This is a genomic window from Sphingobium sp. TCM1 (assembly GCF_001650725.1).
Taxonomy (GTDB): Bacteria; Pseudomonadota; Alphaproteobacteria; order Sphingomonadales; family Sphingomonadaceae; genus Sphingobium.
The window spans coordinates 25,337-48,682 of the sequence record NZ_LXVX01000038.1; the positions used below are offsets into that span (position 1 = coordinate 25,337).

Genomic DNA, 23,346 nt, shown 5'->3' on the forward strand with positions numbered 1-23,346 from the left:
GCTTATGCGCTGGACAGCAAGCGACCCTGCGCTAGGGTCATCCCACCCGCGTCAGCCAGAGCGAGCCCATGCACCCGATGCAATATTTCGAACTTCTCGTGGCGATGCTGCTGGCCATCATCGCGCTCCACTACGCAGCACACCGCCTTGGCCTGCCCCCGGCCGTCGCGCTGCTTTCGGGCGGCGCGCTGCTCGCCTTCCTGCCGGGCCTGCCGGTCATCTCGCTCGATCCCGAACTGGTCCTCGTCATCTTCCTGCCGCCCCTGCTGATGGACGGCGCCTGGTTCATCGCACTTGGCCATATGAAGCGCCACATGCTCGGCATCGTGTCGCTTGCGGTCGGGGCGGTGATCTTCACCACCCTTCTCGTGGCGGTGGTGGTCCATTTGCTGATGCCCTCGCTTCCCTGGGCCGCGTGCGCCGCGCTGGGCGCCATCGTCTCGCCGCCCGACGCAGTGTCGGCGCGCGCCGTGCTGCAACGGGTGAAGCTGCCCCGCCGCCTATCGATCCTGCTGGAAGGCGAAAGCCTGCTGAACGACGCCACCGGCCTGGTCCTGTTCCGCTTCGCCATCGCCGCCGGGGTGACGGGCAGCTTCAGCGCGGTCGACGCGCTGGGCAGCTTCCTGGCGCTTCTGGTCGGCGGCCTGTTGGTAGGCGCAGCGATCGGCGCAGCCTGGGTGCTGCTGGTGCGGCGACTGGGCGACGAATATCTGATGATCGCCTCCTCCATGCTGGCGCCCTGGTCGGCCTATCTGCTCGGCGAAACCTTCCACGTTTCGGGCGTGATCGCCACCGTGACGACGGGTCTCATCTGCGGCTGGTACCAGCATGTCGTGTTTTCCGCCGCCGTGCGGATGCGCGGCACGTCCTTCTGGGCGGTCATGATCTTCCTGATGGAAGCGACCGTTTTCATGCTGATCGGCTCGTCGCTGCGCGGCGTGGTGGAGCGTGTCGGCGGCTTCGGCGTGGTGCTCGACGACATGGCGGTGCCCGTACTCGTCATCCTGCTCGCCTTGATCGTTGCACGTTTCGCCTGGGTGTTCGGAGCGGACGCGCTCCTGCGCCTCTTCTGCGCGATGGGGCTGCCCCATCGCGCGCCACTGGGCGCCGCGCGCTCCGCCGTGCTGAGCTGGGCAGGAATGCGTGGCGTGGTGACGCTGGCGGTGGCGCTCAGCGTGCCGCAGGATTTCCCCGGTCGCGACTTCATGCTGGTCGCCGCCTTCGGGGTCATCCTCGGCACCGTTCTCCTCCAGGGGACGACGCTTGGCCTGCTCATCCGCTGGGCCGGCCTCAGCGACACCGAGCATGAACGGCCGCGCCTCAGCATGAGCGAGGCGGAAGCCGCCATGGCGAAGGCCCAGGCCGTCAGGGTCGAGGCGCTGGCCTATGATGCGGACGGAACGCTGCTGCATCCGCAGCTCCTGACCCGCTACCAGCGTCGGGCCGAAATATCCGCCGACTATGCGGGCCAGGAAGAACATTATGCCGATCGGCTCCATGCCCATTTCGACCTGGTCCTGGAAGCGATCGCCGCCGGCCGCGCCGAACTGCTCCGCCTGCACCGGGCCGGCGACATCGACGAACATGTCCTTCAGGAACTGGAGCGCGACCTTGACCTGGAAGAACTGAGCGCCTGGTCCGCCAAGGCCTGACGGTCCATGGCGGCGTCGCTGGTTTAGGGACATTTACGGATAGGTCGACGCCTGCGGCCGCGTCATGCAGCGATCATGGACATGCGATTTGACATGGCGCAAAATGCCGCCCTCCCGACCATGGCCCGCGCCTGCGGCGGCCAGTCCTGCGACAGTTGCGTCGTGCGCGATCATGCCATTTGCGCCGACCTTTCCGATCCCGATCGCGACGCGCTGAGCCGGATCGGGCGGCGGGTGGCTCTCCATGCCGGGCAGACGGTGATGTGGGAAGGGGATGACAGCACTGTTGTCGCCAACGTCATCGAAGGCACGCTCAAGCTCGCCACCTCGACCGGCGACGGGCGCGAGCAGATCGTCGGCGTGGTCTATGCGTCCGACTTCATCGGTCGTCCCTTCGGCGCGCGCACGCCACACAGCGTTACAGCACTCACCAATGCGCGGCTCTGCCTTTTCCCGCGCGGCGCGTTCGACGGTTTCGCGATGCGGCATGGCGAATTGCAGCACCGGCTGCTCCAGCGGACGTTGGACGATCTCGATCGTACCCGTGCCTGGATGCTGCTCCTGGGACGCAAGACCGCGCGCGAGAAGGTCGCGACCTTCCTGCTCGACATGGGGCGGCGGCTGCGCGCCGACTGTGACGGGGTGATCGAACTGCCCCTCTCGCGCCAGCAGATCGCCGACATTTTGGGCATCACGATCGAGACGGTGTCGCGCCAGATGACCGAGATGAAACGCGCGGGCGTGATCGACCTGATCGGGCGACGCGGCGTTCGGCTGGTCGACAAGGCCGCGCTGGAGCGGCTGGCGGACGCGGATTAGCGCCTGCCCGGCTTTAACGACCGCAATCTCTTATTTCATGGGCTTCCCTCCCTGCGCGGGAACGACGAAGTGAATGGGGCATGTCGCGCCCCTCTTCGCCCTCAGGCCTACGCATTTTCCCGTAAAGACCCATCCTCCCACTTTTGACAGACGCAGGCCATGGGTGCGGCATTCCGGACAGGGGCGTCGCAAAGCCTTCAAGCGGGGAATGTCCATGGACAGATTGGTTTTGAGGACGGGCGGCTGGTTCGCGCTCGCACTCGCCGCCTTCGCAGCGATGCTGGCGGCGGCGGACGGCGGTTTCGCCGTCCATATGGGGATCATCAGCGCGGTGGCGCTGGGGCTGGCGATATCCGCCATGCGCAGCGCCGACTATGCCGGCATCATGCGCGGGCTGGTGAAGATGCCGGCCGACCAGGGGCTCTATTATGACGATGTGATCCGCTGGGGCGTGATCGCTACGGTCTTCTGGGGTCTGGCGGGATTTCTGGCCGGTCTCTACATCGCGCTGCAACTTGCCTTTCCCGCACTCAACCTGGGTCTCGAATATACCAGCTTCGGACGGCTTCGGCCGCTCCATACCTCGGCGGTCATCTTCGCCTTCGGCGGCAACGCGCTGATCGCGACCAGCTTCTATGTCGTGCAGCGCACCTGCCGCGCACGGCTGTTCTCGCCGAAGCTCGCCGATTTCGTCTTCTGGGGCTATCAGCTCTTCATCGTCCTCGCCGCGACCGGCTATCTGCTCGGCATCACGGAGGGCAAGGAATATGCCGAACCCGAATGGTATGTGGACCTGTGGCTGACGATCGTCTGGGTAGCCTATCTGGTCGTGTTCGGCGGCACCGTGATGAAGCGGTCGGAGCCGCACATCTATGTGGCCAACTGGTTCTACCTCAGCTTCATCCTGACCATCGCGATGCTGCACATCGTCAACAATCTGTCGATGCCGGTCAGCCTGCTCGGGTCCAAGAGCTACAGCGCCTTTGCTGGCGTGCAGGATGCGCTGACGCAATGGTGGTACGGCCATAATGCGGTCGGCTTCTTCCTGACCGCCGGCTTCCTCGCCATGATGTATTATTTCGTGCCCAAGCAGGCGGAACGGCCGGTCTACAGCTATCGCCTGTCGATCATCCACTTCTGGTCGCTGATCTTCCTCTATATCTGGGCGGGGCCGCACCATCTCCATTACACCGCGCTGCCCGACTGGGCGCAGACGCTGGGCATGGTCTTCTCGATCATGTTGTGGATGCCCAGCTGGGGCGGGATGATCAACGGCCTGATGACGCTGAACGGCGCCTGGGACAAGATCCGCACCGACCCGATCATCCGCATGATGGTGATGGCGCTGGCCTTTTACGGCATGTCCACTTTCGAAGGGCCGATGATGTCGGTGAAGGCGGTCAACAGCCTCAGCCACTATACCGACTGGACCATCGGCCACGTCCATAGCGGCGCGCTGGGCTGGAACGGCCTCATCACTTTCGCCTGCCTCTATTATCTGACGCCCCGCCTGTGGAAGCGCGAGCGGCTCTACAGCCTGCGCCTCATCAACTGGCACTTCTGGCTCGCGACCGTGGGGATCGTCCTCTACGCCGCCGCCATGTGGGTCGCGGGCATCATGCAAGGGCTGATGTGGCGCGAATATGGCAGCGACGGCTATCTCGTCTACGCCTTCTCCGAAGTCGTGCGCGCGATGTGGCCCATGTACCTCATCCGCGCGGCGGGCGGGCTGCTTTACCTCTCCGGCGCGATCATCATGGCCTGGAACATCGGCATGACCATCGCGGGCAAGCCGCTGCGCGAGGAACAGCCGCTGCGCGACGCGGCCTATGACGCGATCGCCGACAAGCCCCTCATCGCCGCTCAGCCAGCCTAAGGGAGACACGGGACATGGTTTCCAAATATTTCGATCATGGCAGGCTGGAGCGCAATATCTCGCTGCTGGGCATTGCCTCCCTCATCGTCGTCGCCATTGGCGGCATCGTGGAAATCGCGCCCCTCTTCTGGATCGACAACACGATCGAGAAGGTGGAGGGGGTGCGCCCCTATACCCCGCTGGAGCTGGCGGGCCGGAACATCTACATTCGCGAAGGCTGCTACAATTGCCACAGCCAGATGATCCGCCCCTTCCGCGACGAGACCGAACGCTATGGCCATTACAGCCTGGCGGCGGAGAGCATGTACGACCATCCCTTCCAATGGGGGTCGAAGCGCACCGGGCCGGACCTGGCGCGGGTCGGCGGCCGCTATTCGGACGAATGGCATGTCCAGCATCTCAAGGATCCGCGCGCCGTGGTGCCGGAATCGATCATGCCGACCTATCCCTTCCTTGGCGAGCGCGAGCTGAAGACCGGCGACATGCGCGGCGACCTGACCGCGCTGACGCGGGTCGGCGTGCCCTACAGCAAGGATGACGTGGCCAAGGCGAACGACGACCTGATGGCACAGGCCGATCCCGATGCCGACACCGCCGACCTGCGCACACGCTATCCCAAGGCGCAGGTCCGCGATTTCGACGGCAACCCGAACAAGCTGACCGAAATGGACGCGCTGGTCGCCTATCTCCAGATGATCGGCACTCTGGTCGATGTCGACGCGGCCAAGCCCCTGGAAAAGGCGCCGCAGGAGGGGTCGCGATGAACTACGACGCCCTGCGCCATTTCGCCGACAGCTGGGGGCTGGTCTTCATGGGGGTCAGCTACCTCATCCTCATCGGCTGGCACTTCCTGCCCCGCGGCCGCCGGCACAGCCAGCGCGCCGCCACGATGATCTTCACCGAGACTGAGACGGAGGCCGACCATGGCTGACGCAAGCGACAAGCGGATCGACACCGCCACCGGCACCGAACTCAAGGGCCATGAATGGGACGGCATCGCCGAACTGGACACGCCGCTGCCACGCTGGTGGCTGTGGACTTTCTATGCGACCATCCTCTTCGCGATCGGCTATTGCATCGCCTATCCCGCCTGGCCGCTGGTGAGCGACTATACGCGGGGCACGCTTGGCTGGTCGAGCCGGGGTACGCTGGAGCAGGAACTTGCGGCGCGCGAGGCGCAGATCGCGCCGATCCACAAGGCGATCGCGGACACGTCGATCACCGACCTGCCCGGCCGGCCGCACCTGATGCAGGCGGCGGTCGAGGGCGGCCGCGCCGCCTTCAAGGTCCATTGCGTCCAGTGCCATGGCTCGGGCGCTGCCGGGGCAAAGGGCTATCCCAACCTCAATGACGATGACTGGTTGTGGGGCGGCGATCTTGCCACCATCGAAAGGACCATCGTCGACGGGGTGCGCAATCCCGATCATGATGCGACGCGCCAGTCGATCATGCCCGCCTTCGGCCGCGACCAGCTGCTGACCGGCACGCAGGTAGACGACCTGGTCGCCCATGTCCGCGTCATCAGCCGGCAGGTCAAGCCCGGCGCAGCCTCGCAGCGCGGCGCCAGGCTGTTCGCGGACAATTGCGCGGTTTGCCACGGCGCGGACGGCAAGGGTAGCCGCACTCTGGGCGCGCCCAACCTGACCGACGGCATCTGGCTCTATGGCGGTGATGCGGACACGATCCGGGAGACTATATGGAACAGCCGCCAGGGCGTGATGCCGCGCTGGGACGACAAGCTCGACAAGGCAACCATCCGGATGCTGGCGGCCTATGTCCACAGCCTGGGCGGCGGCGAGGCGACGCCGGTGGAAGCGGCCAATGGTGCGGAGTGACCCCCCGCAAATCCTCCTCTGGAAGGTGGGGTGGCATCGCGACGCGATGACGGAGGGGCGTCGCGCCATCGACAGGGCGACACCCTTCCACCACCGCCTCGGGCGGCGGTCCCCCTCCCCTTGCAGGGGAGGATCGGTGACGTGCTGATGCCTCCGGCCTCCGGCGACCTCTACGAGAAGCGCAAGGGCGTCTATCCCAAGGCGGTCGATGGCTTCTATCGCCGCCTGAAATGGGCGATCATGGCGGTGACGTTGGCTATTTACTGGGGGACGCCCTGGATTCGCTGGGATCGCGGTCCCTACGCGCCCGATCAGGCGGTGCTGGTCGACCTCGCCCACCGGCGCTTCTACATGTTCGCCATCGAGATCTGGCCCCACGAATTCTATTATGTGGCGGGCCTGCTCGTCATGGCGGGGATAGGGCTGTTCCTGGTGACATCGGCGGTGGGCCGCGCCTGGTGCGGCTATGCCTGCCCGCAGACCGTCTGGACCGACCTCTACCAGCATGTCGAGCGCTTTATCGACGGCGACCGCAATGCGCAGATCAGGTTGGCGAAGGCGCCATGGAGCGCCGCCAAAGCGGCCCGGCGCCTCGCCAAATGGGGCGTATGGCTGGCCATCGCCTTCCTGACCGGCGGCGCGTGGATCTTCTATTTCGCGGACGCGCCGACGCTCCAGCGGGAATTCTGGACGGGTTCGGCCGCGCCCGTCGCCTATGGAACGGTCGGCGTGCTGACCGCCACGACCTTCATCCTGGGCGGCTTCCTGCGCGAACAGCTGTGCATCTACATGTGTCCCTGGCCGCGCATCCAGACGGCGATGCTGGATGAAAAATCGCTGGTCGTCACCTACAAGGACTGGCGTGGGGAAAAGCGTGCAAGCCTGAAGAAGGCGGAGGCGCATCCGGGCGATTTCGGCGACTGCATCGACTGCAATCAGTGCGTCGCGGTCTGCCCGACCGGCATTGACATTCGCGAAGGGCCACAGATCGGCTGCATCACCTGTGCGTTGTGCATCGACGCCTGCGACAAGGTGATGGCTCAGGTCGGCCGGCCCCGCGGGCTGATCGACTATTGCACGCAGGAGGATGCCGAGGCCGAGAAGAATGGCGCGCCATCCAGGCCGATATTGAAGACGCTGCTGCGGCCGCGCACTATCGCCTATGCAGCGATATGGACGTCGATCGGCACGGCCATGCTGTTCGCGCTCGGCGCGCGCACCCGCATCGACATCGCCGCGCAGCAGGACCGCAACCCCATCTTCGTCCGGCTGTCCGATGGCGCGATCCGCAACGCCTATATGGTCAAGGTCCGCAACATGGAGGCCCGGCCGCGCCCGGTGCGGGTCCAGGTCGAAGGACTGGCCGACGCCAGGCTGTGGACCGACGCCATGCCGCGCGATGCCGCCGCGCCGTCCGTCACCGCCACGGTCCCGGCCGACAGCGTGGCCAAGTTGCGGATCTTCATCGCCGCCCCTCCCGCCGGACCCGCGCGGCAGGATTTCAGATTCACCGTGACCGCCACCGACCGCGAAGGCGGCGACGCGCGCGAACCCGCCCGTTTTGAAAGGCCCTGACCCATGCAGACCCGACGCTTCACCGGCTGGCACATGACCGGCATATTGGTCGCCTTCTTCGCCGTGGTGATCGCCGTGAATCTGCTGATGGCGACGGTCGCGATCCGCTCCTTTGGCGGGACGGTGGTCGCCAACAGCTATGTCGAGAGCCAGAAGTTCAACCGCTATCTGACGCAGGCGCGGGCGCAGGACCAGCTTGGCTGGAAGGATCATGTGGCGCTGACCGACCGCCGCCAGGTGACGCTGGCGCTGGCCGGCCGCTCAGGCGCGCCGATCCTCGGTGCGCCGGTGACGGCGGTGGCGGAGCATCCGCTCGGTCGCGCGGCCGACATTCCGCTCATCTTCCACGAAACGGCGCCGGGCCGCTATGCCAGCGACCGCGCCCTGCCGGCCGGGCGCTGGCAGCTGCGCTTCGACATCGACCATGGCGCGCAGCATCTGTTGCGGGAGGTGATGTGATGGCGACCCAACCCCTGTTCCAACCAGCGCCGCACACCCTTCCCGCCACCATCGAAAGCCTGTTCGCCGTCCCCTCGCTCCATTGCGCCGGCTGCATTTCCAAGATCGAGAATGGCCTTGCCAAGGTGCCCGGCATCGATTCCGCACGAGTCAACATGAGCGCCAGGCGGGTGGCGATCCGGCATGATCCGGCGCTGGCGCCGCCTGCGTTGAAAGCCGCCATCGCCGCACTGGGCTTCGACGCGGAACCGCTGGCCGACCCTGCCGTCGATACTGCCGCGGCGGAAAATCGCGCGCTCGTCCGGGCGCTGGCGGTGGCGGGCTTTGCCGCGATGAACATCATGCTGCTGTCGGTGTCGATCTGGTCCGGCGCGGACGGTGCGACACGGCAGATGTTTCACTGGCTGTCCGCCCTCATCGCGCTGCCGACCGTCGCCTATGCGGGCCGACCCTTCTTCCGCTCCGCCTGGGCGGCGGTGCGGCAACGGCGCACCAACATGGACGTGCCGATCAGCATCGGGGTGCTGCTGACGACGGGGATGAGTCTCTTTGAAACGCTGACCGGCGGCGACCACGCCTGGTTCGACGGGGCGGTGATGCTGCTCTTCTTCCTGTTGGCGGGCCGCTGCCTCGACAGCATGATGCGCGGGCGGGCGCGGGCGGGCGTCGCCGCGCTGCTCAGGCAGACCGCGCCGGGCGCGCTGGTGCTGGAAGCCGGCGGACGCAGCGTGTGGACCAGGGCCGATGCGTTGCGGCCGGGGATGGAGATGCTGGTCGCCGCGGGGGAGCGACTGGCGGCGGACGGGCGCGTATTGGAGGGGACCAGCGGTCTGGACATATCGTTCCTGACCGGGGAAAGCGCGCCCGTCCGTGTCGGTCCCGGCGACGATGCGCAGGCCGGCGCGCTCAATATCGAAGGGCCGATCCGCGTCGCGGTCACGGCGGCAGGACCGGATACCGTGATCGCCGACATCGCCCGCCTGATGGAACAGGCCGCACAGGGCAGGTCGCGCTATGTGCGGCTGGCGGACCGGGCGGCACGGCTTTATGCGCCCTGCGTCCATGCGCTGGCGGCCCTGTCCTTCCTCGGTTGGCTGGTCGCTGGAGCGGGCGTCCATCAGGCGCTGCTGATCGCGGTCGCGGTTCTGCTCATCACCTGCCCCTGCGCGCTCGGGCTGGCGGTCCCGGCCGCCCAGGTGGTCGCGTGCGGCGCGCTCATGCGGCGCGGCGTGCTGGTCAAGGACGGGTCGGCGCTGGAGCGGCTGGCGGAGGTGGACGAGATTGTCTTCGACAAGACCGGCACGCTGACGCTCGGCCGCCCGGTGCCGTGCAATCTTGATCGGCTCGCCGACGAAGATCGCGCCATCCTGCTGGCGCTGGCGCGCGCCAGCCGCCATCCGCTCAGCAACGCCCTGCGCCAGGCGCTCGACGGCATGGAAGCGGCCCCGATCGCGGATGTTCGGGAGGTCGCCGGCGAGGGCGTGTTCGCCCGATACCGGAACGAAGCCGTCGCACTCGCCCGCCCGCGCAGCCTCATCAACCTGTTCGGGCTGGCCAGCGAATATCGGCGCGGCGAGACGGCGACGCTGCTCTGCTTCGCCGATGCGATCCGTCCCGATGCATTGGAGGTGGTCGCGGACCTGCGCGAAGCCGGGCTCCAGACCCTCATCGCCAGCGGCGACCGGCCCGAGGCGCTGGAGGAGATCGCTCGCGCGACCCGCACCACCGCAATCGGCCATCTGCGGCCTGCGGAAAAGCTGGCCCTGATCGAGCGACTGAAGCGGCAGGGGCGGCGGGTGCTGATGGTGGGAGACGGCCTCAATGACGGGCCGGCGCTGGCGGCGGGCCATGCCAGCATGGCGCCCGCATCCGCCAGCGACGCAAGCCAGCTGACCGCCGACATCGTCTTTCTGGGTGATCGTCTGGCGCCAGTGGCGGTCACGCTGCGCGCCGCGCGACGGACGGTGCGGGTGGTGAAGCAGAATTTCGCGCTGGCGATCGGTTATAATGTGCTGGCGGTGCCGCTTGCGATCGGCGGCGCGGTCACACCCCTGGTCGCGGCGGTCGCCATGTCGCTCTCCTCGCTGATCGTAGTCGCCAACGCCCTGCGCCTGAACGGGAGCGCCCGATGACCGGCCTCGTCCTTCTTGTCCCGCTGGCGCTCATCTGCGGCCTGGTCGCGCTGGCAGCCTTCTTTCTGGCCATGCGCAACGGCCAGTTCGACGATCTGGACGGCGCGGCCATGCGTATCCTGGCCGAACCGGACGAGGAGTAAGCAAACAGCCCGCGTGGCCGGCGCTCAACGCTCGAACAGACGATCCTTCAGCGCCTCGCGCGCTTGCCAGCCCCGTTGTTCCAGTTCTGGCGTGGCGCATGGTCCGTCGGGATAACCGATGCAGAGCAGGGCGATCAGGCGCCAGTCGTCGGGCACCTCCAGCATCGCGGCGATCGTCGCCGGGTCGACGATCGACACCCAGCCAAGGCCAATGCCCCGCGCCCGTGCCGCCAGCCACAGGGTGTGAATCGCCATGACGGTGGAATAGCGCAACATCTCGTGCATGGTCGCGATGCCAAGGCCGTGGCCCGTTTCGGGATGTTCGTCGGAGAAGACTGCGAGCAGCTGGGGCGCCTCGCGCACGCCATGCAGCTTGAGCGAAAGATAGTGAGCGCGCTGGTCGGCGTCCGCGTAGCGATCTGCGGCGGCGCAGCGCTGCCGATCGACATGCTCGGCAATCCGCGTTTTCAGATCGCGCGATCCGATCCGCACCAGCCGCCAGGGCTGCGCATTGCCGACCGACGGTGCCAGGCTGACCTTGGCCAGCAGCTCCTGCATGACAGGTTCCGGCACTTCATCGGTTCGGAAATGCCGGACGTCGCGGCGCCAGCACAGCAGCGCGTCGAATTGCTCCAGGAAAGTGGCGTCGAAATCGGGCGGCGCTGCGTTCAAAATTCGATGCCCTTCTGCGCCTTCACGCCAGACCGGAAGGGATGCTTCACCATCACCATGTCCGTCACCAGATCGGCCGCCTCGACCAGCGCATCGGGCGCATTACGCCCGGTGATGATGACATGCTTCATTGCATCCCGCTCCGTGACTGCGGCCAGCACTTCGTCCAGCGGCAGATAATCATAGCGTAGCACGATGTTGAGTTCGTCGGCCAGCACCATGTCATAGGCCGGATCGGCGATCATCCGCTTCACTTCCTCCCACGCCATGCGCGCCATCGCGACGTCGCGCGCGCGATCTTGCGTGTTCCAGGTAAAGCCCTCCCCCATCGGCTTGAATGCGACATTGTCGGGGAAGGCATCGAACACCGCCTTCTCGCCGGTCGCCATCGCGCCCTTCACGAACTGCACGACGCCGACCTTCATGCCATGCCCGATGGCGCGCACGACCATGCCCAGCGCCGCGCTGGTCTTGCCCTTGCCCTTGCCGGTATGGACGATCAACAGCCCCTTTTCCTGGGTCTTGTTGGCCATGATCTTCGCTTGCGCCGCCTGTTTCTTGCGCATCTTCTCGGCGTGGCGCGCTTCGGCGTCCTGCGTCATCCTTTCTCCTTCCGCATCAGATAAATGTCCATGATCCAGCCGTGCCGGGCGCGCAGCGCCGCGCGCTGCTCCACGATGTGGGGGGCGACCAGCGTCAATTCCCCGGCGACCAAGGTCTGTCCCGCCATGCCCAAATAGGCGCCCCACCATATCCGCACGCCCGCCGGGTCGACCGCCTGGAACGCGCAGCCGCCGTCCAGCATCACGGCGACGCTGTCGGCCTGCGCCGGCCAGCCATGGTCGCGCAATTGCCGTCCGGTGGTGACAACGACCGGCTCCGCCAGAGCGTTCAGGGGAATGGCGTGCGCGGCGGTCAAAACCTGTAGGCTGCTGATCCCCGGCACCACCGACACGCGCAAATCCACGCCCAAGGCGCGGAGCCGCTCGGCGATCCGCAACGTGCTGTCATAGAGCGACGGATCGCCCCAGACGAGCAGCGCCAACCGGCCACCAGCGGGCAGATGCACGGCCAACTGCTCGGCCCAGCAGGCGGCGATGGCGTCATGCCAGTCCTGCACCGCGCCCAGATAATCGCCCTGCCCCCGTCGCACCGGCAGGTCGAACTCGACGATCCGGGTATCGCCCGTCAGCACGCTGGCGCAGATATGCCGGCGCACCGCGATCAGGTCCGTCTTGTCCTCGCCCTTGCGGGGCAGCAGTATCAGGTCGGCGGCATTCATGGCGCGGATCGCCGCCAACGTGAGTTGCTCCGGATCGCCGGTGCCGATACCGATCAGGGTCAGGTCGATCATGCGGCGGGCGCGATCATGTGGAAGAAGCTGCCGGTGACGCATCCCCGCCGCGACCCGGTTTCCGCCACCGCCGCCCCATCGGCGTCGGTCACGTGCGCCAGTGGCGCGTCGGGCTGGTCGAGGATGGTCGAATAGTGAAATTCATGGCCCCGCAGTGCCGTTCCCGCCGCCAGCGCCCCGACCGGCGCCAGCAGCGCGGCGTGACGATAGCCCAGATGCATCCGGCGCTGGGCGTAGCTGGTGACGAGGCCCAGCAGGCCGGCCATGGCGTGACGCCCCCCGTCCTTGTCGACCAGCGCTTCGCCCAGCACCATGTAGCCGCCGCATTCCCCATGCACCGGCCGGTTCGCCGCATGGCGGCGCAGCCCCGCCAGGAAGCGCGAGGCCGCAGCGATTCGCCCGGCATGAAGTTCGGGATAGCCGCCGGGCAACCAGACAAGATCGGCATCCGCTGCCGGCGCTTCGTCTGCCAGGGGGGAAAAGGCCTGTAGCTCGGCGCCGGCGCGGCGCCAGCCTTCCAGCAGGTGCGGATAGATGAAGGAAAAGGCTTCGTCGCGCGCCAACGCGATGCGCTGGGCGGGAGGCGGCGGCAACGCCCCGCCGCCCCCAACAACAACGCCTGCGGCCGCCTGCCGGATCGCGGTGAGATCGGCATGATCGCGCAGGAAGGCGGCATAATCAGCGATCGCCCGGTCGAGATCGGGATGCTCGACTGCCTGCACCAGACCCAGATGCCGCTCCGGCAGGCTGAGGTCGCCGCGCCGGGGGAGCGCGCCCAGTACCGGGATGCCGGCCATCTCCATGCCGCGACGCACCAGCCGTCCATGCCGCGGACTGGCGACGCGATTGAGGATGACGCCGGCAATGGGCAAGCCGGGATCGAAGCGGGCAAAGCCCAGCGTGGTCGCGGCGGCGGACTGTGCCTGCCCGGATACATCGATCACCAGCACGACCGGCCATCCCATCCGCCGCGCCAGGTCGGCGCTCGCGCCATGACCGGCGCCGCCCCTGCTGGCCACACCATCATACAGGCCCATCGATCCTTCCGCGATCGCCAGATCGGCTCCGGTCGCCTGGGCAACGATCGTGTCGATCAGCCCCGGCGTCATCGCCCAGCTGTCCAGATTGAACGAGGCGCGCCCGCAGGCCGCGCGATGAAAGGCCGGGTCGATATAATCCGGCCCGCTCTTGAACGGCTGGACGGCCAACCCGTCCTCGCTCAGCGCCCGCAACAGACCCAGCATGACCGTGGTCTTGCCCGTCCCCGAGGCCGGTGCGGCGATCATCAGTCCGGGCGCATTCATTCGGTGATACCCGCAAAACGTGAATCGGCCGACTGTGGCCGGAAACGGCGATCGTAATCGGGCGCGTACAGGCTGCTTTCACCAAAGCGCTCAGCCGCCAGCACCTGGCCCACGAGGATCAGCGCCGTGCGCTCGATGCTGCCCGCCACGGCCTGCTCGATGGTGGCGAGCGTCCCGCGCACGATCCTCTGGTCCGGCCAGCTGGCCCGCCAAACGACCGCCACCGGACAGTCCACTCCGTGGATCGGCAGCAGGTCGGCCACGACCTGCGCCAGATTGTGGATGGACAGGTGGATGGCCAGCGTGGCGCCGCTCGCCCCGAAAGCGGCGAGATTTTCGCTCGCCGGCATGGCGCTGGCGCGGCCGGGGGTGCGGGTCAGCACCAGCGACTGGGCGAGGCCCGGCAGCGTCAGTTCCGCCTCCAGCGCGGCGGCGGCGGCGGCAAAGGCGGGCACGCCGGGCGTCACCTCATAGGGAATGGCGAGCGCGCGCAGGCGGCGCAACTGCTCCCCCATCGCCGACCAGACGGACAGGTCGCCCGAATGCAACCGAGCCACATCCAGGCCCGCCACATGGGCGGCCGCCATTTCGGCGATGATCTCATCGAGCGAGAGCGTCGCCGTGTTCACGATGCGCGCGCCGGGCGGACAATGGTCCAGCAAGGCGATCGGCACCAGCGACCCGGCATAGAGGCAGACCGGCGATGCCGCGATCCGGTCCCGGCCGCGCAGGGTCAGCAGATCGGGTGCGCCGGGACCGGCGCCGATGAAATATATCGTCATGAAAAAGCTCCTCGGGCGATGGCGCAGGTCGCCATCCGGTCGGGTGCGATGAAGCGGGATGCGATCAGCGATGCGCCCGGTCCCGCGGCCGCCAGCGCTACTGCCTCACATAGGCTGCCGACGCCGCGCGCCGCGAGGCTCGCGGCGGATCGGGTCGGGGTGGCCACGGCCATCAACGCATCGGGTGCAAGGCCCGCCAGCGGCACTCCGAGTTCCTCGGCCAGCGGTGCGAGCAGCGCCAACTTGTCATCGGGCGCCGCGATCAGCGTCACTGGAGGCAGGCCACGCCCCGCGCCGTCCAGCGCCGCGCGCAACGATGCCGCACCCGCCCCGGCGCGAAATCCGAAACCCGCCACGATCACAGGGTCACGCTCCACTGCACCAGCGGATAGCTCGCGCGCCACCCCCGCCGCAATCCGATCGGCGCGGCCTGCGCCAGGTCGATCCGCAGCAGATGCCCGCCCTTGGCCGCGTGCCAACGGCCGAGCAGCGCTTCGGACTCCAATGTCACGGCATTGGCGACCAATCGCCGCCCCACAGGCAAGCGCGCCCAGAGCGCTTCCAGCAGCGCCTCCGACAGGCCTCCACCGATGAAGACCGCATCCGGCACGCCGTGTGGCAACAGGTCTGGCGCACGACCGGTCAGCACGTCGATCCGGTCCACGCCCAGCGCCGTGGCGTTCACTTTTATCCGGGTCGCGCGCACCGGATCGCCCTCCAGCGCGACGACGCGATTGGCGGGATGGGCCAGCAGCCATTCGATCCCGATCGACCCCGATCCCGCCCCGATGTCCCACAATAGTTCGCCCGGCCGTGGTGCCAAAGCAGACAGGGTCAGCGCCCGCACCGGCCTCTTGCTGATCTGCCCGTCATGATCGAACCATTCGTCGGCGATGCCCGATGCGCAGGACAGCACCCTGCCCTCTCCCGCGCAGTCGATCCCGATCGCGACGGGGTGCGCTATATCGTCCGGCATCGGGCTGTCGGCGCGCACGACCCGCACCCGCTCGCGCGGACCGCCCAGCGCCTCCAGCAGGTGCAGGGTCGATGCGCCGAAGCCCTGATCGCGCAGGTAGGCCGCCACCTCGCTCACCGCCGCGCCATCGCGCAGCAACGCTACCATGCGCCGCCCCGGCGCGAGGTCCGGCCGCAGCCGCGTAACCGGCGCCGCGTGCAACGGGACGCAGGCCATGTCCTGAACCGCCCAGCCCAGCCGCGCCGCCGCCAGCGAGAATGTGGAAAGCGTCGGACAGGCCACCCATTCCGCTCGCCCCAGCTCCTGGGCCAGGCTACGTCCCGCGCCGAACCAGAAAGGATCGCCCGACGCCAGCACGACCACCCGCCGGCCGCGCTCCGCCAACAACAGCGGGATGCCATCGGCGAAGGGGACTGGCCATTGCAGCATCCGCGCCCTATGCTCGCCCAGCAGCGCAAGATGCCGGGCTGGTCCCATGACCAGTTCCGCCGCATCAATCGCCGCGCGGGCTGGCGCGCCCAGGCCGTCCCATCCATCCTCGCCGATGCCGACGATCGTCAGCCATGGCCGTGCCGGACTATCAGCCATGCGCAACATCCTCATATTGGGCGGCACGACCGAAGCCAGCGCGCTTGCCCGCCTGCTCGCACAGCGCGGCGATCAGGCGACGCTCAGCTATGCCGGCCGGGTCGAAAGCCCGCGTCCCCAGCCCGTTCCGGTGCGGGTCGGCGGCTTCGGCGGGGTGGAGGGGCTGGTGGACCACCTGCGCGCGCAGGGCGTCACGCATCTGGTCGACGCCACCCACCCCTTTGCAGCGACGATGAGCGCCAATGCCGTGGCGGCGGCACGCATCGCCGCCATCCCTCACGTCGCCCTGACCCGTCCGCCATGGGCCGCCACCACCGGGGACCGATGGCGCCATGTCCCGGACCTGACGGCTGCGATGGAGGCGATCGACGGCCCCACCATGCGGATCATGCTGGCGCTCGGCCGGATGCACGCGGATGCCTTCGCTGTCCGCCCGCAGCATTTCTATCTGCTGCGCTTCGTCGATCAGCCACTCGCGCCGCCGGCCCTGCCCCATCACCATCTGGTCGTCGATCGCGGGCCTTTCGACATGGATGGCGACGCGCGACTGATGCAGGCGCACCGGATCGACCTCATCCTCTGCAAGAATGCCGGCGGAACGGGCGCACAGGCCAAGTTGGCCGCCGCGCGCAACCTGGGCCTGCCCGTGCTGATGATCGATCGGCCCGCCCTGCCCGACCGGCTGGAACTGCATGATCCGCAGGCCGTGCTGCGCTGGCTCGATCATGGCGCCGACCGGGGCGTGTAGAGGATCGGCGCGCCATCGCGCGGGATCATCCGCGTCTGGCTCGATCCGACGATGACCAAAGTCCGCATGTCGGCCATGTCGGGCGTTGCCTGCGACAAGGGGACGACATGCAGCGTTTCCTCAGGCATCGACACCGCCCGCGCGAACAGGATGGGCCGGTCGTCTCCGCTCGCATCGCGCAGCAGGTCGAGCGCGCGCACGAAACCCTCCGGCCGGGCCTTGGATCGTGGATTATAGAGGGCGATGGCGAAATCCGCTTCCACCGCCAGCCGCAGCCGTCGCTCCACCAGCGCCCAGGGCTTGAGATTGTCCGACAGGTTGATGGCGCAAAAATCATGGCCAAGCGGCGCGCCCGCCCGCGCACTGGCCGCCAGCATCGCGGTAATACCCGGCAGCACGCGAATATCGAGATCGCGCCATGCGCCCGGCCCGGCCTCCAGCACCTCGAACACCGCCGCCGCCATCGCGAAGACGCCCGGATCGCCCGAGGACACAACGACGACCCGTCGGCCGGCCGCCGCCATCTCCAGCGCATGAGCGGCGCGTTCGCATTCCACCCGATTGTCGGAGGGATGCAGGGTCAGGCCATCGCGCGGTGCGATCCGCGCGACATAGGGGATATAGCCCACCACGTCGGTCGCCTCGGTCAATGCCGCCGTAACTTCGGGCGTGACCAGCGCTTCGCTGCCCGGTCCCAGCCCGGCGATGGCGATCCACCCGCTCATGGCCGCCGCCCCTGACCATGGATCAGCAGGATAGAGAAGTAGGGCGTGACCTTGTCCGCATCGGCCAGCGGCGTCACCTTCTGTTCGGGCATGGCGGCATGTTCGACCAGCCACGCCTCGGCCTCGCGCCCGGCCGCCGCAACCGCACGGCGCAGCTTGGGCAGGTTGCGGCCGATCTTCATGACCACCAGTGCATCGGTGTCGCGGATACGACGGGCCAGGTCGTCCTCGGGCAGCGTCGCCATCAGCACCGTCAGCACGTCGTCGCCCCAGGTGATCGGCGTTCCGCTCGCCGTCCAGGCGCCGGCCATGCCGCTGATCCCGGGTACGATCCGCACCGGCGCGGCGCCCGCCAGGCGGCTGTGCAGATGCATGAAGGAACCGTAGAAAAAGGGATCGCCCTCGCACAGCACGACGACATCCTCGCCCGCCCACGCCAGCGCCGCGAGCTTCCGGGTGCAATCGGCGTAGAAGGCCGACAGGCAGGCCTTGTAGCGCGGATCGCTCAGCGGAATCTCGGTCGTCACCGGATATTCCATCGCGATCTCGACCACGTCCGCACGCAGCATCCCCTCGACGATGCGCCGCGCCTGTCCCGGCCGCCCCGCCTTGCGGAAATAGGCGACATGACGCGCCTCGCGCACCAGCCGGTCGGCCCGCACGCTTAACAAGTCCTGGGCGCCGGGGCCAAGGCCCACGCCATGGATGGTGCCCGGCATCCCGCTCATTCTGCGCGGCTCGCCAGGGCGTTGATCGCCGCGACCGTGATCGCGCTGCCGCCCAGTCTGCCATCCACGATGCAGCAGGGGACGGGCTGTTCCGCCCAGAGCGCAGCCTTGGATTCGGCCGCGCCCACGAAACCGACCGGACAGCCGATGATCGCGGCCGGACGCGGACAGGCGGGGTCCGCCAGCATGTCCAGCAAATGAAACAGCGCGGTCGGGGCATTGCCGATCGCCACCAGCGCGCCCGCCAGGTGCGGCCGCCAATATTCCAGCGCCGCGGCGGATCGGGTCGTACCCATCGCCCGTGCCAGTTCAGGCACCGATGTCTCGCCCAGCGTGCACATCACCGGGTTCTCGGCAGGCAGTCGCGCCCGCGTCACCCCTTCGGACACCATCCGCACGTCGCACAGGATCGGCGCGCCGCTGGCCAGCGCCGCGCGAGCCGCCAGTGCAAAGCCTGCGGAAAAGCGGATATGCGGCGCCAGTTCCACCATTCCGGCGGCATGGATCATGCGGACGACGACCGGCTCCTCCTCGCTCGAAAAGCGATCGAGCGCCGCTTCCGCGCGAATGATGGCGAAGGACTGGCGATAGATCTCCGCGCCATCGGTTTCGTAGACATAGGGCATCAATCGGCTCCCAGATAATCAAGCAGGGCTGCTGCATCCATTCCCGCCCGCTGCGGCGGCGCGCCGGCCCGCGCATCGCGAGCCAGATCGTATCGCCCTTCCCGCCCGGTCACGCACAGTTCGGCCGGCGCCGCCCGCGCGCAGCCCTTGGCGCAGCCCGACACATGCAGCCCCCCGGCGACATGGGGCGCGATCCGCCGCGCCAGCGCCCGCGTCTCGACGCTGGCCTGCGGACAGCGGGGCGCGCCGGGACACGCATCGACGCGCAGCAGCGGATCGGCCCGATCGCTCGACAATCCCGTGATCGTCCGCCCCGCGCCGCCTTCGACAATCAGGATACGCCAGGGAGTCAGCCGCACGGCAACATTCCCCAATTGCGCCAGCGTCGCAGCCTCGACCGTGCCGAAGGGCACAGCATAGGCGAAGCCCAGCGGATGCGACCCCGGGCGGATCGACATGCCGACGCGTGCCGGCGCAAGGGCGCCCTGCGCCCAGCCTGGCAGCGGCGCGCGGTGGCGCACCATCCGCCCCGCATCCGCGCCGCCGCTTGCCAAGAACCAAGTCGCCAGCCGGATCAACTGATCCACTGCGTCGCCGGGTTCGACAGCCACGCCCGTCGGCCGGCCGTCTGCGCGCAGGATCAATCCACCGTGCGCCCCGCGCTCGATGCGAAAATCACCCGTTTCTCCAATAAGTAAGGGCGCATCCTTGGTATCGACGATGAAGCCGACCTTGGCGGGCAAGGTCGGCAATTCCGCCAGCCGCGCCGCCAGTTCGCGCGCGATCCCCACTGTGTCGTCGCCCTCGGTCCAGTCCGGCGACACCAATATCGCCCGCCGCATTTCCATAATCGGATCAGCATGGATAAGTGCCAGCGCCTTCAGCCGTTCGACCAGCAAGGGCCAGGCCTGCGCGCTTACCCCCCGTATCTGAAGGTTGGCCCGACTGGTAAGGTCGATCAGGCCATTGCCGAACGCCATGGCCGCTTCGCAGAGCCCCCGTAGCTGAGCCCCGTCCAGGCGTCCCAGCGACGGGCGCACCCGCACCAGCAGGCCATCGCCCGCTTCCATCGGGTGCCAGGCGTCGGGGCACCGGCCCTTCACCACGCTCACGGCGCGCGCTCCAGAGCGGCGAGGATCGAGTTGCGGTGGGTGCGCCACAGGCCTGCGGCGTACAGCGCCGAAAAGCGCGCCCGCATCGCCGCCAGCGCCCCGGGATTGGCCTGTGCCAGGAAGGCACGCACCTCCTCCCGGCCAAGCGTGGCATCATGATAGAGGTCGAACAGATGATCGGGCACGCACCCGGCCAGATGGGCGAAGGCGCCCAGATGGTCGAGCGTGGCCGCCAGTTCCGCGCCCCCACGAAAGCCATGCCGCATCATGCCGTCGACCCAGCGGGGATTGGCCGCCCGCCCCCGCACGACCCGCGCGACCTCCTCGGTCAAGGCTCTTGTCTTTGGCCGCGCCGGATCGCGGGCGTCGAGATGATAGAGCGCCGCCTTGCCGCCCACCACGCTCTGGGCCGCAGCAAAGCCCGCCTCGTGCGCGGCATAATCGGCCGCCAGCAGCAGGTCGGTTTCCGGCAGGTCCTGCGCATGGACGAAGGCATCCGCCGCCGCGACGCGGGCGCGGAGCCCAGCCGCGTCCGTCACGCCGCCGTCCAGCGCATGGCGCGATGCGGCGAGCCATGCCTCCCCCGCCGCGCGCCGGGCCTCGACCGTATAGGTGTCGGCCGTTGCCCCCATGTCGAGACCATAATGTCCCGGCTCCGGCCCGTAGACGCGCGGTGTCGGCGGCCTCCCGGCGAAGGGATTCCAGTCGGTCGGCTCGTCCCTGCCGCACAAGGCCCGCACCGCCTGTCCGAACAGGACCGGCAGCGTCGGGAAGGCGTCACGGAACAGTCCCGACACGCGCAACGTCACGTCGATCCGCGGCCGGTCCAGCATAGCGAGGGGCAGGATGTCGACCGCCGTCACCCGTTCGGACGCGAAGTCCCATACCGGCTCCGCGCCCAGCAGGTGGAGCGCCATGGCATATTCCTCCCCCGCCGTCCGCATCGTCGCCGATCCCCACAGGTCGACCACCAGCCCCCTGGGATAATCGCCCCGGTCCTGCAAATGGCGGCGGATCAGCTCCTCCGCCAGCCGCACGCCCTGCGCATGGGCGGCACGGGATGGCACCGCGCGCGGATCGACCATGAAGAGGTTGCGCCCGGTCGGCAGCACGTCGGACCGCCCCCGATGCGGCGAGCCTGAAGGGCCCGGCGCCACCCGCCGTCCGTCAAGCGCCGCCAGCAGGCCCGCGCGCTCGCCCTGCCCCTGCTCACCCCGACCAAAGACATGCAGCCCGTCGCCAAACTGCCCTTCCTTGATGTCGCAGACGAAGCGGTCGATCCGGCTGATCGCTTCGGCGGGCGACATGGCGTCATCTATGCCCAGCTCGGCCTCCAGCCCCCGGGTCCGCGCCTCGTCCCGGATGTCCGCCTGCAACCGCGTGCGCCGCGCCGGGTCCAGCCCATCGGCATTGGAAAATTCGTCGAGCAGCGTCTCGATCCGCCCCAGCCCGGCACCTTCCTGCGCCGGCGCGAGCGGCGGGGGCGCATGGCCGATCGTCACGGCGCCGATCCGTCGCTTCGCCTGCGCCGCTTCGCCCGGATCGTTCACGATGAACGGGTAGAGAACCGGCGTCGGCCCGACGAGCGCCTCCGGCCAGCAAACATCGGACAGCGCGACCGCCTTGCCCGGCAGCCATTCCAGCGTGCCGTGCGCGCCCATATGGACCAACGCGTCGACGCCCTCGGCGCGCAGCCACAGATAGAAGGCGACATAGGCATGGCGCGGGCAGCGTGTCAGGTCATGATAGCTGTCCGCCCGATCGGCGCTCCGCTCGCGCTCGGGCTGCAACGCCACGATCGCGGCGCCCCGGCGGACGGCGGCAAAGGCGAACATGCCGCCCTGCACGGCCGGGTCATCCTCCGGCGCACCCCAAGCTGCGTGGAGATCATCGCGCAGCGACCCCGGCAATGTCGCCAGCGCCGCGCAATAGTCGGCGAGCGGCCAGTGCAACCGCTTGATCTGGAGGTCGCCTACCAGATCGCCCGCCGCCGCGACGCCATAGCCCGCATCGGCAAGGTCGCTCAGCATGGCCTGCGCGGAGGCGATCGCATCCAGACCCACGGCATGGGCCATCTGGTGCGCCTTGCCGGGGTAGGTCGACAGGATCAACGCCAGCTTCCGCACGCCCGCCGGGCGCTGGCGCAGGGTGATCCAGCCGGCCACCCGCTCTACGACCGCGGCGGTTCGCGCCGGGTCGGACCGATGCGCGCCGCGCGCAAACTCCAGCGCCGGGTCGCGCGCCTGCGCCTCCTTGAAGCTCACCACGCCCGCGAACAGCCGCCCGTCGACTTCGGGCAGCACGACATGCATGGCAAGGTCGGCGGGCGACAGGCCGCGCGGCGACTCCTGCCACGCCTGCCGCCCCGATGTCGCCAGCGCCAGCTGAAACACCGGCACGCCGGCGCCGTCGAGCGGGGTCGCGCCGTCCTCGCCCCGCGCCGAGAAGGCGGTGGCGTTGACGATCGCGGCGGGCGCAAGCGCCCGCACCCAGCGCGCGATCCAGCTGCGAATCTCGACCGGCTTCAGCGAAGGCGCGAACAGCCCGATCAGGTCGAAGCCGCGCTTGGCGAAGGTGTCTCGCAGCGCCTCGAACGGCTCCGTGTCGGCGGCGCTCAGGTAGGAGCGGTAGAAGATGAGGAGGACGCGCGGCCGAGTCAGACTCAAGGTAAAGGTCGCTGGACAGGTCACATTCCCATCCCAGGCTCCGACCGTCGGCAATGGCGGAACCGGGGCGACAGGGCCATCCAGCCCCGCTTCACGCGCCAGCAGTCCGAGAGCCGCCCCCGCCGCCGCCGGGCCGCCCTCGTCGCACAGCCGGGCCAATGTGCGCAGCCTCGTCACCGGCACGGTCGACGCGATGTCCAGCCGCGCATCGGGCCGCCCGTCGCCCGGCAACACCGCCAGCACGATCCCGCGCGTGCGCGCCAGCGCCTCCACCTGCTGCAATCCGTAGCTCCAGTAGGATGCGCCGCCGATCAGCCGGATCAGGATCGCCTTCGCGCCGCTCAGGGTCCGTTCGACATAGGTATCGACCGACAGGGGATGCGCCAGCGCGGCCAGATTGGCGAGCCGCAGGGTCGGCAATCGTCCCTGCGCCCGATGCCATCCCGCCGCGAAGGCGCCGAGGTCGCTGTCCGAAAAGGACAGCAGCACAAGATCGGCGGGCGCCTGCCCCAGATCCTGCGGGACAGCCGTTTCCTCGATCCCGTGAGTCTCGCGGAAGATGACGTGCATGGAC

The 23,346-nt window shown here is 68.4% G+C and carries 23 protein-coding genes; 11 read left to right on the top strand and 12 right to left on the bottom strand.

Annotated features, from left to right (window positions below; all coding sequences use genetic code 11):
- Positions 1-68 precede the first annotated feature (68 nt).
- The 10 genes from A7Q26_RS19435 to ccoS all read left to right on the top strand — a co-directional run bounded on the left by A7Q26_RS19435 (position 69) and on the right by ccoS (position 10,491).
- A complete protein-coding gene (locus A7Q26_RS19435) occupies positions 69-1,652 on the top strand; it encodes a Na+/H+ antiporter (RefSeq protein WP_066863158.1) in 1,584 nt (527 codons plus the stop codon).
- A 75-nt stretch (positions 1,653-1,727) separates the two neighbouring features.
- Positions 1,728-2,471 carry a Crp/Fnr family transcriptional regulator gene (locus tag A7Q26_RS19440; RefSeq protein ID WP_066863160.1) on the top strand — a complete coding sequence of 248 codons (744 nt, stop codon included), beginning with the start codon at positions 1,728-1,730 and terminating at the stop codon, positions 2,469-2,471.
- Between the two features lie 214 nt (positions 2,472-2,685).
- Entirely contained in the window at positions 2,686-4,347 is a 1,662-nt protein-coding gene (ccoN, locus tag A7Q26_RS19445) for a cytochrome-c oxidase, cbb3-type subunit I (RefSeq protein ID WP_066863163.1), read from the top strand.
- 14 nt (positions 4,348-4,361) lie between these two features.
- Positions 4,362-5,111, top strand: coding sequence for a cytochrome-c oxidase, cbb3-type subunit II (gene ccoO, locus A7Q26_RS19450; RefSeq protein WP_066863166.1), 750 nt, complete (start codon positions 4,362-4,364; stop codon positions 5,109-5,111).
- Positions 5,108-5,278, top strand: a complete 171-nt coding sequence (locus tag A7Q26_RS19455) for a cbb3-type cytochrome c oxidase subunit 3 (RefSeq protein WP_066863169.1) — start codon at positions 5,108-5,110, stop codon at positions 5,276-5,278. Before ccoO ends, A7Q26_RS19455 begins: the two co-directional genes overlap by 4 nt.
- Positions 5,271-6,182 carry a cytochrome-c oxidase, cbb3-type subunit III gene (gene ccoP / locus A7Q26_RS19460; protein WP_066863172.1) on the top strand — a complete coding sequence of 304 codons (912 nt, stop codon included), beginning with the start codon at positions 5,271-5,273 and terminating at the stop codon, positions 6,180-6,182. The genes A7Q26_RS19455 and ccoP overlap by 8 nt, the downstream gene beginning before the upstream one ends.
- Positions 6,183-6,329: 147 nt before the next feature.
- Positions 6,330-7,757, top strand: coding sequence for a cytochrome c oxidase accessory protein CcoG (ccoG, locus tag A7Q26_RS19465; RefSeq protein WP_066863747.1), 1,428 nt, complete (start codon positions 6,330-6,332; stop codon positions 7,755-7,757).
- Positions 7,758-7,760: 3 nt separating this feature from the next.
- Positions 7,761-8,216: a FixH family protein gene (locus A7Q26_RS19470; protein WP_066863175.1), complete on the top strand. Its 456-nt coding sequence runs from the start codon at positions 7,761-7,763 to the stop codon at positions 8,214-8,216.
- Entirely contained in the window at positions 8,216-10,348 is a 2,133-nt protein-coding gene (locus A7Q26_RS19475) for a heavy metal translocating P-type ATPase (protein WP_066863177.1), read from the top strand. Before A7Q26_RS19470 ends, A7Q26_RS19475 begins: the two co-directional genes overlap by 1 nt.
- Positions 10,345-10,491: a cbb3-type cytochrome oxidase assembly protein CcoS gene (gene ccoS / locus A7Q26_RS19480; protein ID WP_066863179.1), complete on the top strand. Its 147-nt coding sequence runs from the start codon at positions 10,345-10,347 to the stop codon at positions 10,489-10,491. The genes A7Q26_RS19475 and ccoS overlap by 4 nt, the downstream gene beginning before the upstream one ends.
- 24 nt (positions 10,492-10,515) lie before the next feature.
- Here ccoS and bluB read toward each other — a convergent pair whose 3' ends face one another.
- The 7 genes from bluB to A7Q26_RS19515 are packed head-to-tail and all read right to left on the bottom strand — an operon-like array spanning position 10,516 to position 16,167.
- On the bottom strand, positions 10,516-11,163 hold the full coding sequence (bluB, locus tag A7Q26_RS19485; protein WP_066863182.1) for a 5,6-dimethylbenzimidazole synthase: 648 nt from the start codon (positions 11,161-11,163) through the stop codon (positions 10,516-10,518).
- Positions 11,160-11,765: a cob(I)yrinic acid a,c-diamide adenosyltransferase gene (gene cobO, locus A7Q26_RS19490; protein ID WP_066863185.1), complete on the bottom strand. Its 606-nt coding sequence runs from the start codon at positions 11,763-11,765 to the stop codon at positions 11,160-11,162. The genes bluB and cobO overlap by 4 nt, the downstream gene beginning before the upstream one ends.
- Complete coding sequence (gene cobF / locus A7Q26_RS19495) at positions 11,762-12,517, bottom strand: precorrin-6A synthase (deacetylating) (protein WP_066863188.1); 756 nt, start codon at positions 12,515-12,517, stop codon at positions 11,762-11,764. The genes cobO and cobF overlap by 4 nt, the downstream gene beginning before the upstream one ends.
- On the bottom strand, positions 12,514-13,821 hold the full coding sequence (locus A7Q26_RS19500; RefSeq protein ID WP_066863191.1) for a cobyrinate a,c-diamide synthase: 1,308 nt from the start codon (positions 13,819-13,821) through the stop codon (positions 12,514-12,516). The genes cobF and A7Q26_RS19500 overlap by 4 nt, the downstream gene beginning before the upstream one ends.
- Complete coding sequence (gene cobM, locus A7Q26_RS19505) at positions 13,818-14,603, bottom strand: precorrin-4 C(11)-methyltransferase (RefSeq protein WP_066863195.1); 786 nt, start codon at positions 14,601-14,603, stop codon at positions 13,818-13,820. Before cobM ends, A7Q26_RS19500 begins: the two co-directional genes overlap by 4 nt.
- Positions 14,600-14,965, bottom strand: coding sequence for a cobalamin biosynthesis protein (locus A7Q26_RS19510; RefSeq protein ID WP_066863198.1), 366 nt, complete (start codon positions 14,963-14,965; stop codon positions 14,600-14,602). The genes cobM and A7Q26_RS19510 overlap by 4 nt, the downstream gene beginning before the upstream one ends.
- Positions 14,962-16,167, bottom strand: a complete 1,206-nt coding sequence (locus tag A7Q26_RS19515) for a bifunctional cobalt-precorrin-7 (C(5))-methyltransferase/cobalt-precorrin-6B (C(15))-methyltransferase (RefSeq protein ID WP_066863201.1) — start codon at positions 16,165-16,167, stop codon at positions 14,962-14,964. The genes A7Q26_RS19510 and A7Q26_RS19515 overlap by 4 nt, the downstream gene beginning before the upstream one ends.
- Between A7Q26_RS19515 and A7Q26_RS19520 the strand changes: the two genes are divergently transcribed.
- Positions 16,166-16,915, top strand: a complete 750-nt coding sequence (locus tag A7Q26_RS19520; protein ID WP_066863204.1) for a cobalt-precorrin-6A reductase — start codon at positions 16,166-16,168, stop codon at positions 16,913-16,915. The genes A7Q26_RS19515 and A7Q26_RS19520 overlap by 2 nt on opposite strands.
- Here the strand turns inward: A7Q26_RS19520 and cobJ are convergent.
- Genes cobJ through cobN form a run of 5 tightly spaced genes read right to left on the bottom strand, consistent with a single transcriptional unit; the run spans position 16,891 to position 23,342 of the window.
- Positions 16,891-17,640, bottom strand: a complete 750-nt coding sequence (gene cobJ, locus A7Q26_RS19525; protein ID WP_066863207.1) for a precorrin-3B C(17)-methyltransferase — start codon at positions 17,638-17,640, stop codon at positions 16,891-16,893. The genes A7Q26_RS19520 and cobJ overlap by 25 nt on opposite strands.
- Complete coding sequence (gene cobI / locus A7Q26_RS19530) at positions 17,637-18,359, bottom strand: precorrin-2 C(20)-methyltransferase (protein WP_084439246.1); 723 nt, start codon at positions 18,357-18,359, stop codon at positions 17,637-17,639. Before cobI ends, cobJ begins: the two co-directional genes overlap by 4 nt.
- Positions 18,360-18,364: 5 nt before the next feature.
- Entirely contained in the window at positions 18,365-18,994 is a 630-nt protein-coding gene (locus A7Q26_RS19535) for a precorrin-8X methylmutase (RefSeq protein ID WP_066863213.1), read from the bottom strand.
- Positions 18,994-20,064, bottom strand: a complete 1,071-nt coding sequence (locus A7Q26_RS19540) for a cobalamin biosynthesis protein CobG (RefSeq protein ID WP_066863216.1) — start codon at positions 20,062-20,064, stop codon at positions 18,994-18,996. Before A7Q26_RS19540 ends, A7Q26_RS19535 begins: the two co-directional genes overlap by 1 nt.
- A gap of 38 nt (positions 20,065-20,102) precedes the next feature.
- Positions 20,103-23,342, bottom strand: coding sequence for a cobaltochelatase subunit CobN (cobN, locus tag A7Q26_RS19545; protein WP_066863219.1), 3,240 nt, complete (start codon positions 23,340-23,342; stop codon positions 20,103-20,105).
- Positions 23,343-23,346: the final 4 nt, after the last annotated feature.

Excerpts from the sequence above, each read along its gene's own strand:
- cobF (WP_066863188.1), bottom strand. The coding sequence starts at position 12,517 with ATGATCGACCTGACCCTGATCGGTATCGGCACCGGCGATCCGGAGCAA.
- cobI (WP_084439246.1), bottom strand. The coding sequence starts at position 18,359 with ATGCCGGGCACCATCCATGGCGTGGGCCTTGGCCCCGGCGCCCAGGAC.
- A7Q26_RS19475 (WP_066863177.1), top strand. The coding sequence starts at position 8,216 with ATGGCGACCCAACCCCTGTTCCAACCAGCGCCGCACACCCTTCCCGCC.
- ccoS (WP_066863179.1), top strand. The coding sequence starts at position 10,345 with ATGACCGGCCTCGTCCTTCTTGTCCCGCTGGCGCTCATCTGCGGCCTG.
- cobM (WP_066863195.1), bottom strand. The coding sequence starts at position 14,603 with ATGACGATATATTTCATCGGCGCCGGTCCCGGCGCACCCGATCTGCTG.
- ccoG (WP_066863747.1), top strand. The coding sequence starts at position 6,330 with ATGCCTCCGGCCTCCGGCGACCTCTACGAGAAGCGCAAGGGCGTCTAT.
- ccoO (WP_066863166.1), top strand. The coding sequence starts at position 4,362 with ATGGTTTCCAAATATTTCGATCATGGCAGGCTGGAGCGCAATATCTCG.
- ccoN (WP_066863163.1), top strand. The coding sequence starts at position 2,686 with ATGGACAGATTGGTTTTGAGGACGGGCGGCTGGTTCGCGCTCGCACTC.
- A7Q26_RS19500 (WP_066863191.1), bottom strand. The coding sequence starts at position 13,821 with ATGAATGCGCCCGGACTGATGATCGCCGCACCGGCCTCGGGGACGGGC.
- A7Q26_RS19535 (WP_066863213.1), bottom strand. The coding sequence starts at position 18,994 with ATGCCCTATGTCTACGAAACCGATGGCGCGGAGATCTATCGCCAGTCC.
- cobN (WP_066863219.1), bottom strand. The coding sequence starts at position 23,342 with ATGCACGTCATCTTCCGCGAGACTCACGGGATCGAGGAAACGGCTGTC.
- cobJ (WP_066863207.1), bottom strand. The coding sequence starts at position 17,640 with ATGAGCGGGTGGATCGCCATCGCCGGGCTGGGACCGGGCAGCGAAGCG.
- A7Q26_RS19515 (WP_066863201.1), bottom strand. The coding sequence starts at position 16,167 with ATGGCTGATAGTCCGGCACGGCCATGGCTGACGATCGTCGGCATCGGC.
- cobO (WP_066863185.1), bottom strand. The coding sequence starts at position 11,765 with ATGACGCAGGACGCCGAAGCGCGCCACGCCGAGAAGATGCGCAAGAAA.
- A7Q26_RS19540 (WP_066863216.1), bottom strand. The coding sequence starts at position 20,064 with ATGGAAGCGGGCGATGGCCTGCTGGTGCGGGTGCGCCCGTCGCTGGGA.
- A7Q26_RS19470 (WP_066863175.1), top strand. The coding sequence starts at position 7,761 with ATGCAGACCCGACGCTTCACCGGCTGGCACATGACCGGCATATTGGTC.
- ccoP (WP_066863172.1), top strand. The coding sequence starts at position 5,271 with ATGGCTGACGCAAGCGACAAGCGGATCGACACCGCCACCGGCACCGAA.
- A7Q26_RS19520 (WP_066863204.1), top strand. The coding sequence starts at position 16,166 with ATGCGCAACATCCTCATATTGGGCGGCACGACCGAAGCCAGCGCGCTT.
- A7Q26_RS19455 (WP_066863169.1), top strand. The coding sequence starts at position 5,108 with ATGAACTACGACGCCCTGCGCCATTTCGCCGACAGCTGGGGGCTGGTC.
- A7Q26_RS19440 (WP_066863160.1), top strand. The coding sequence starts at position 1,728 with ATGGACATGCGATTTGACATGGCGCAAAATGCCGCCCTCCCGACCATG.
- A7Q26_RS19435 (WP_066863158.1), top strand. The coding sequence starts at position 69 with ATGCACCCGATGCAATATTTCGAACTTCTCGTGGCGATGCTGCTGGCC.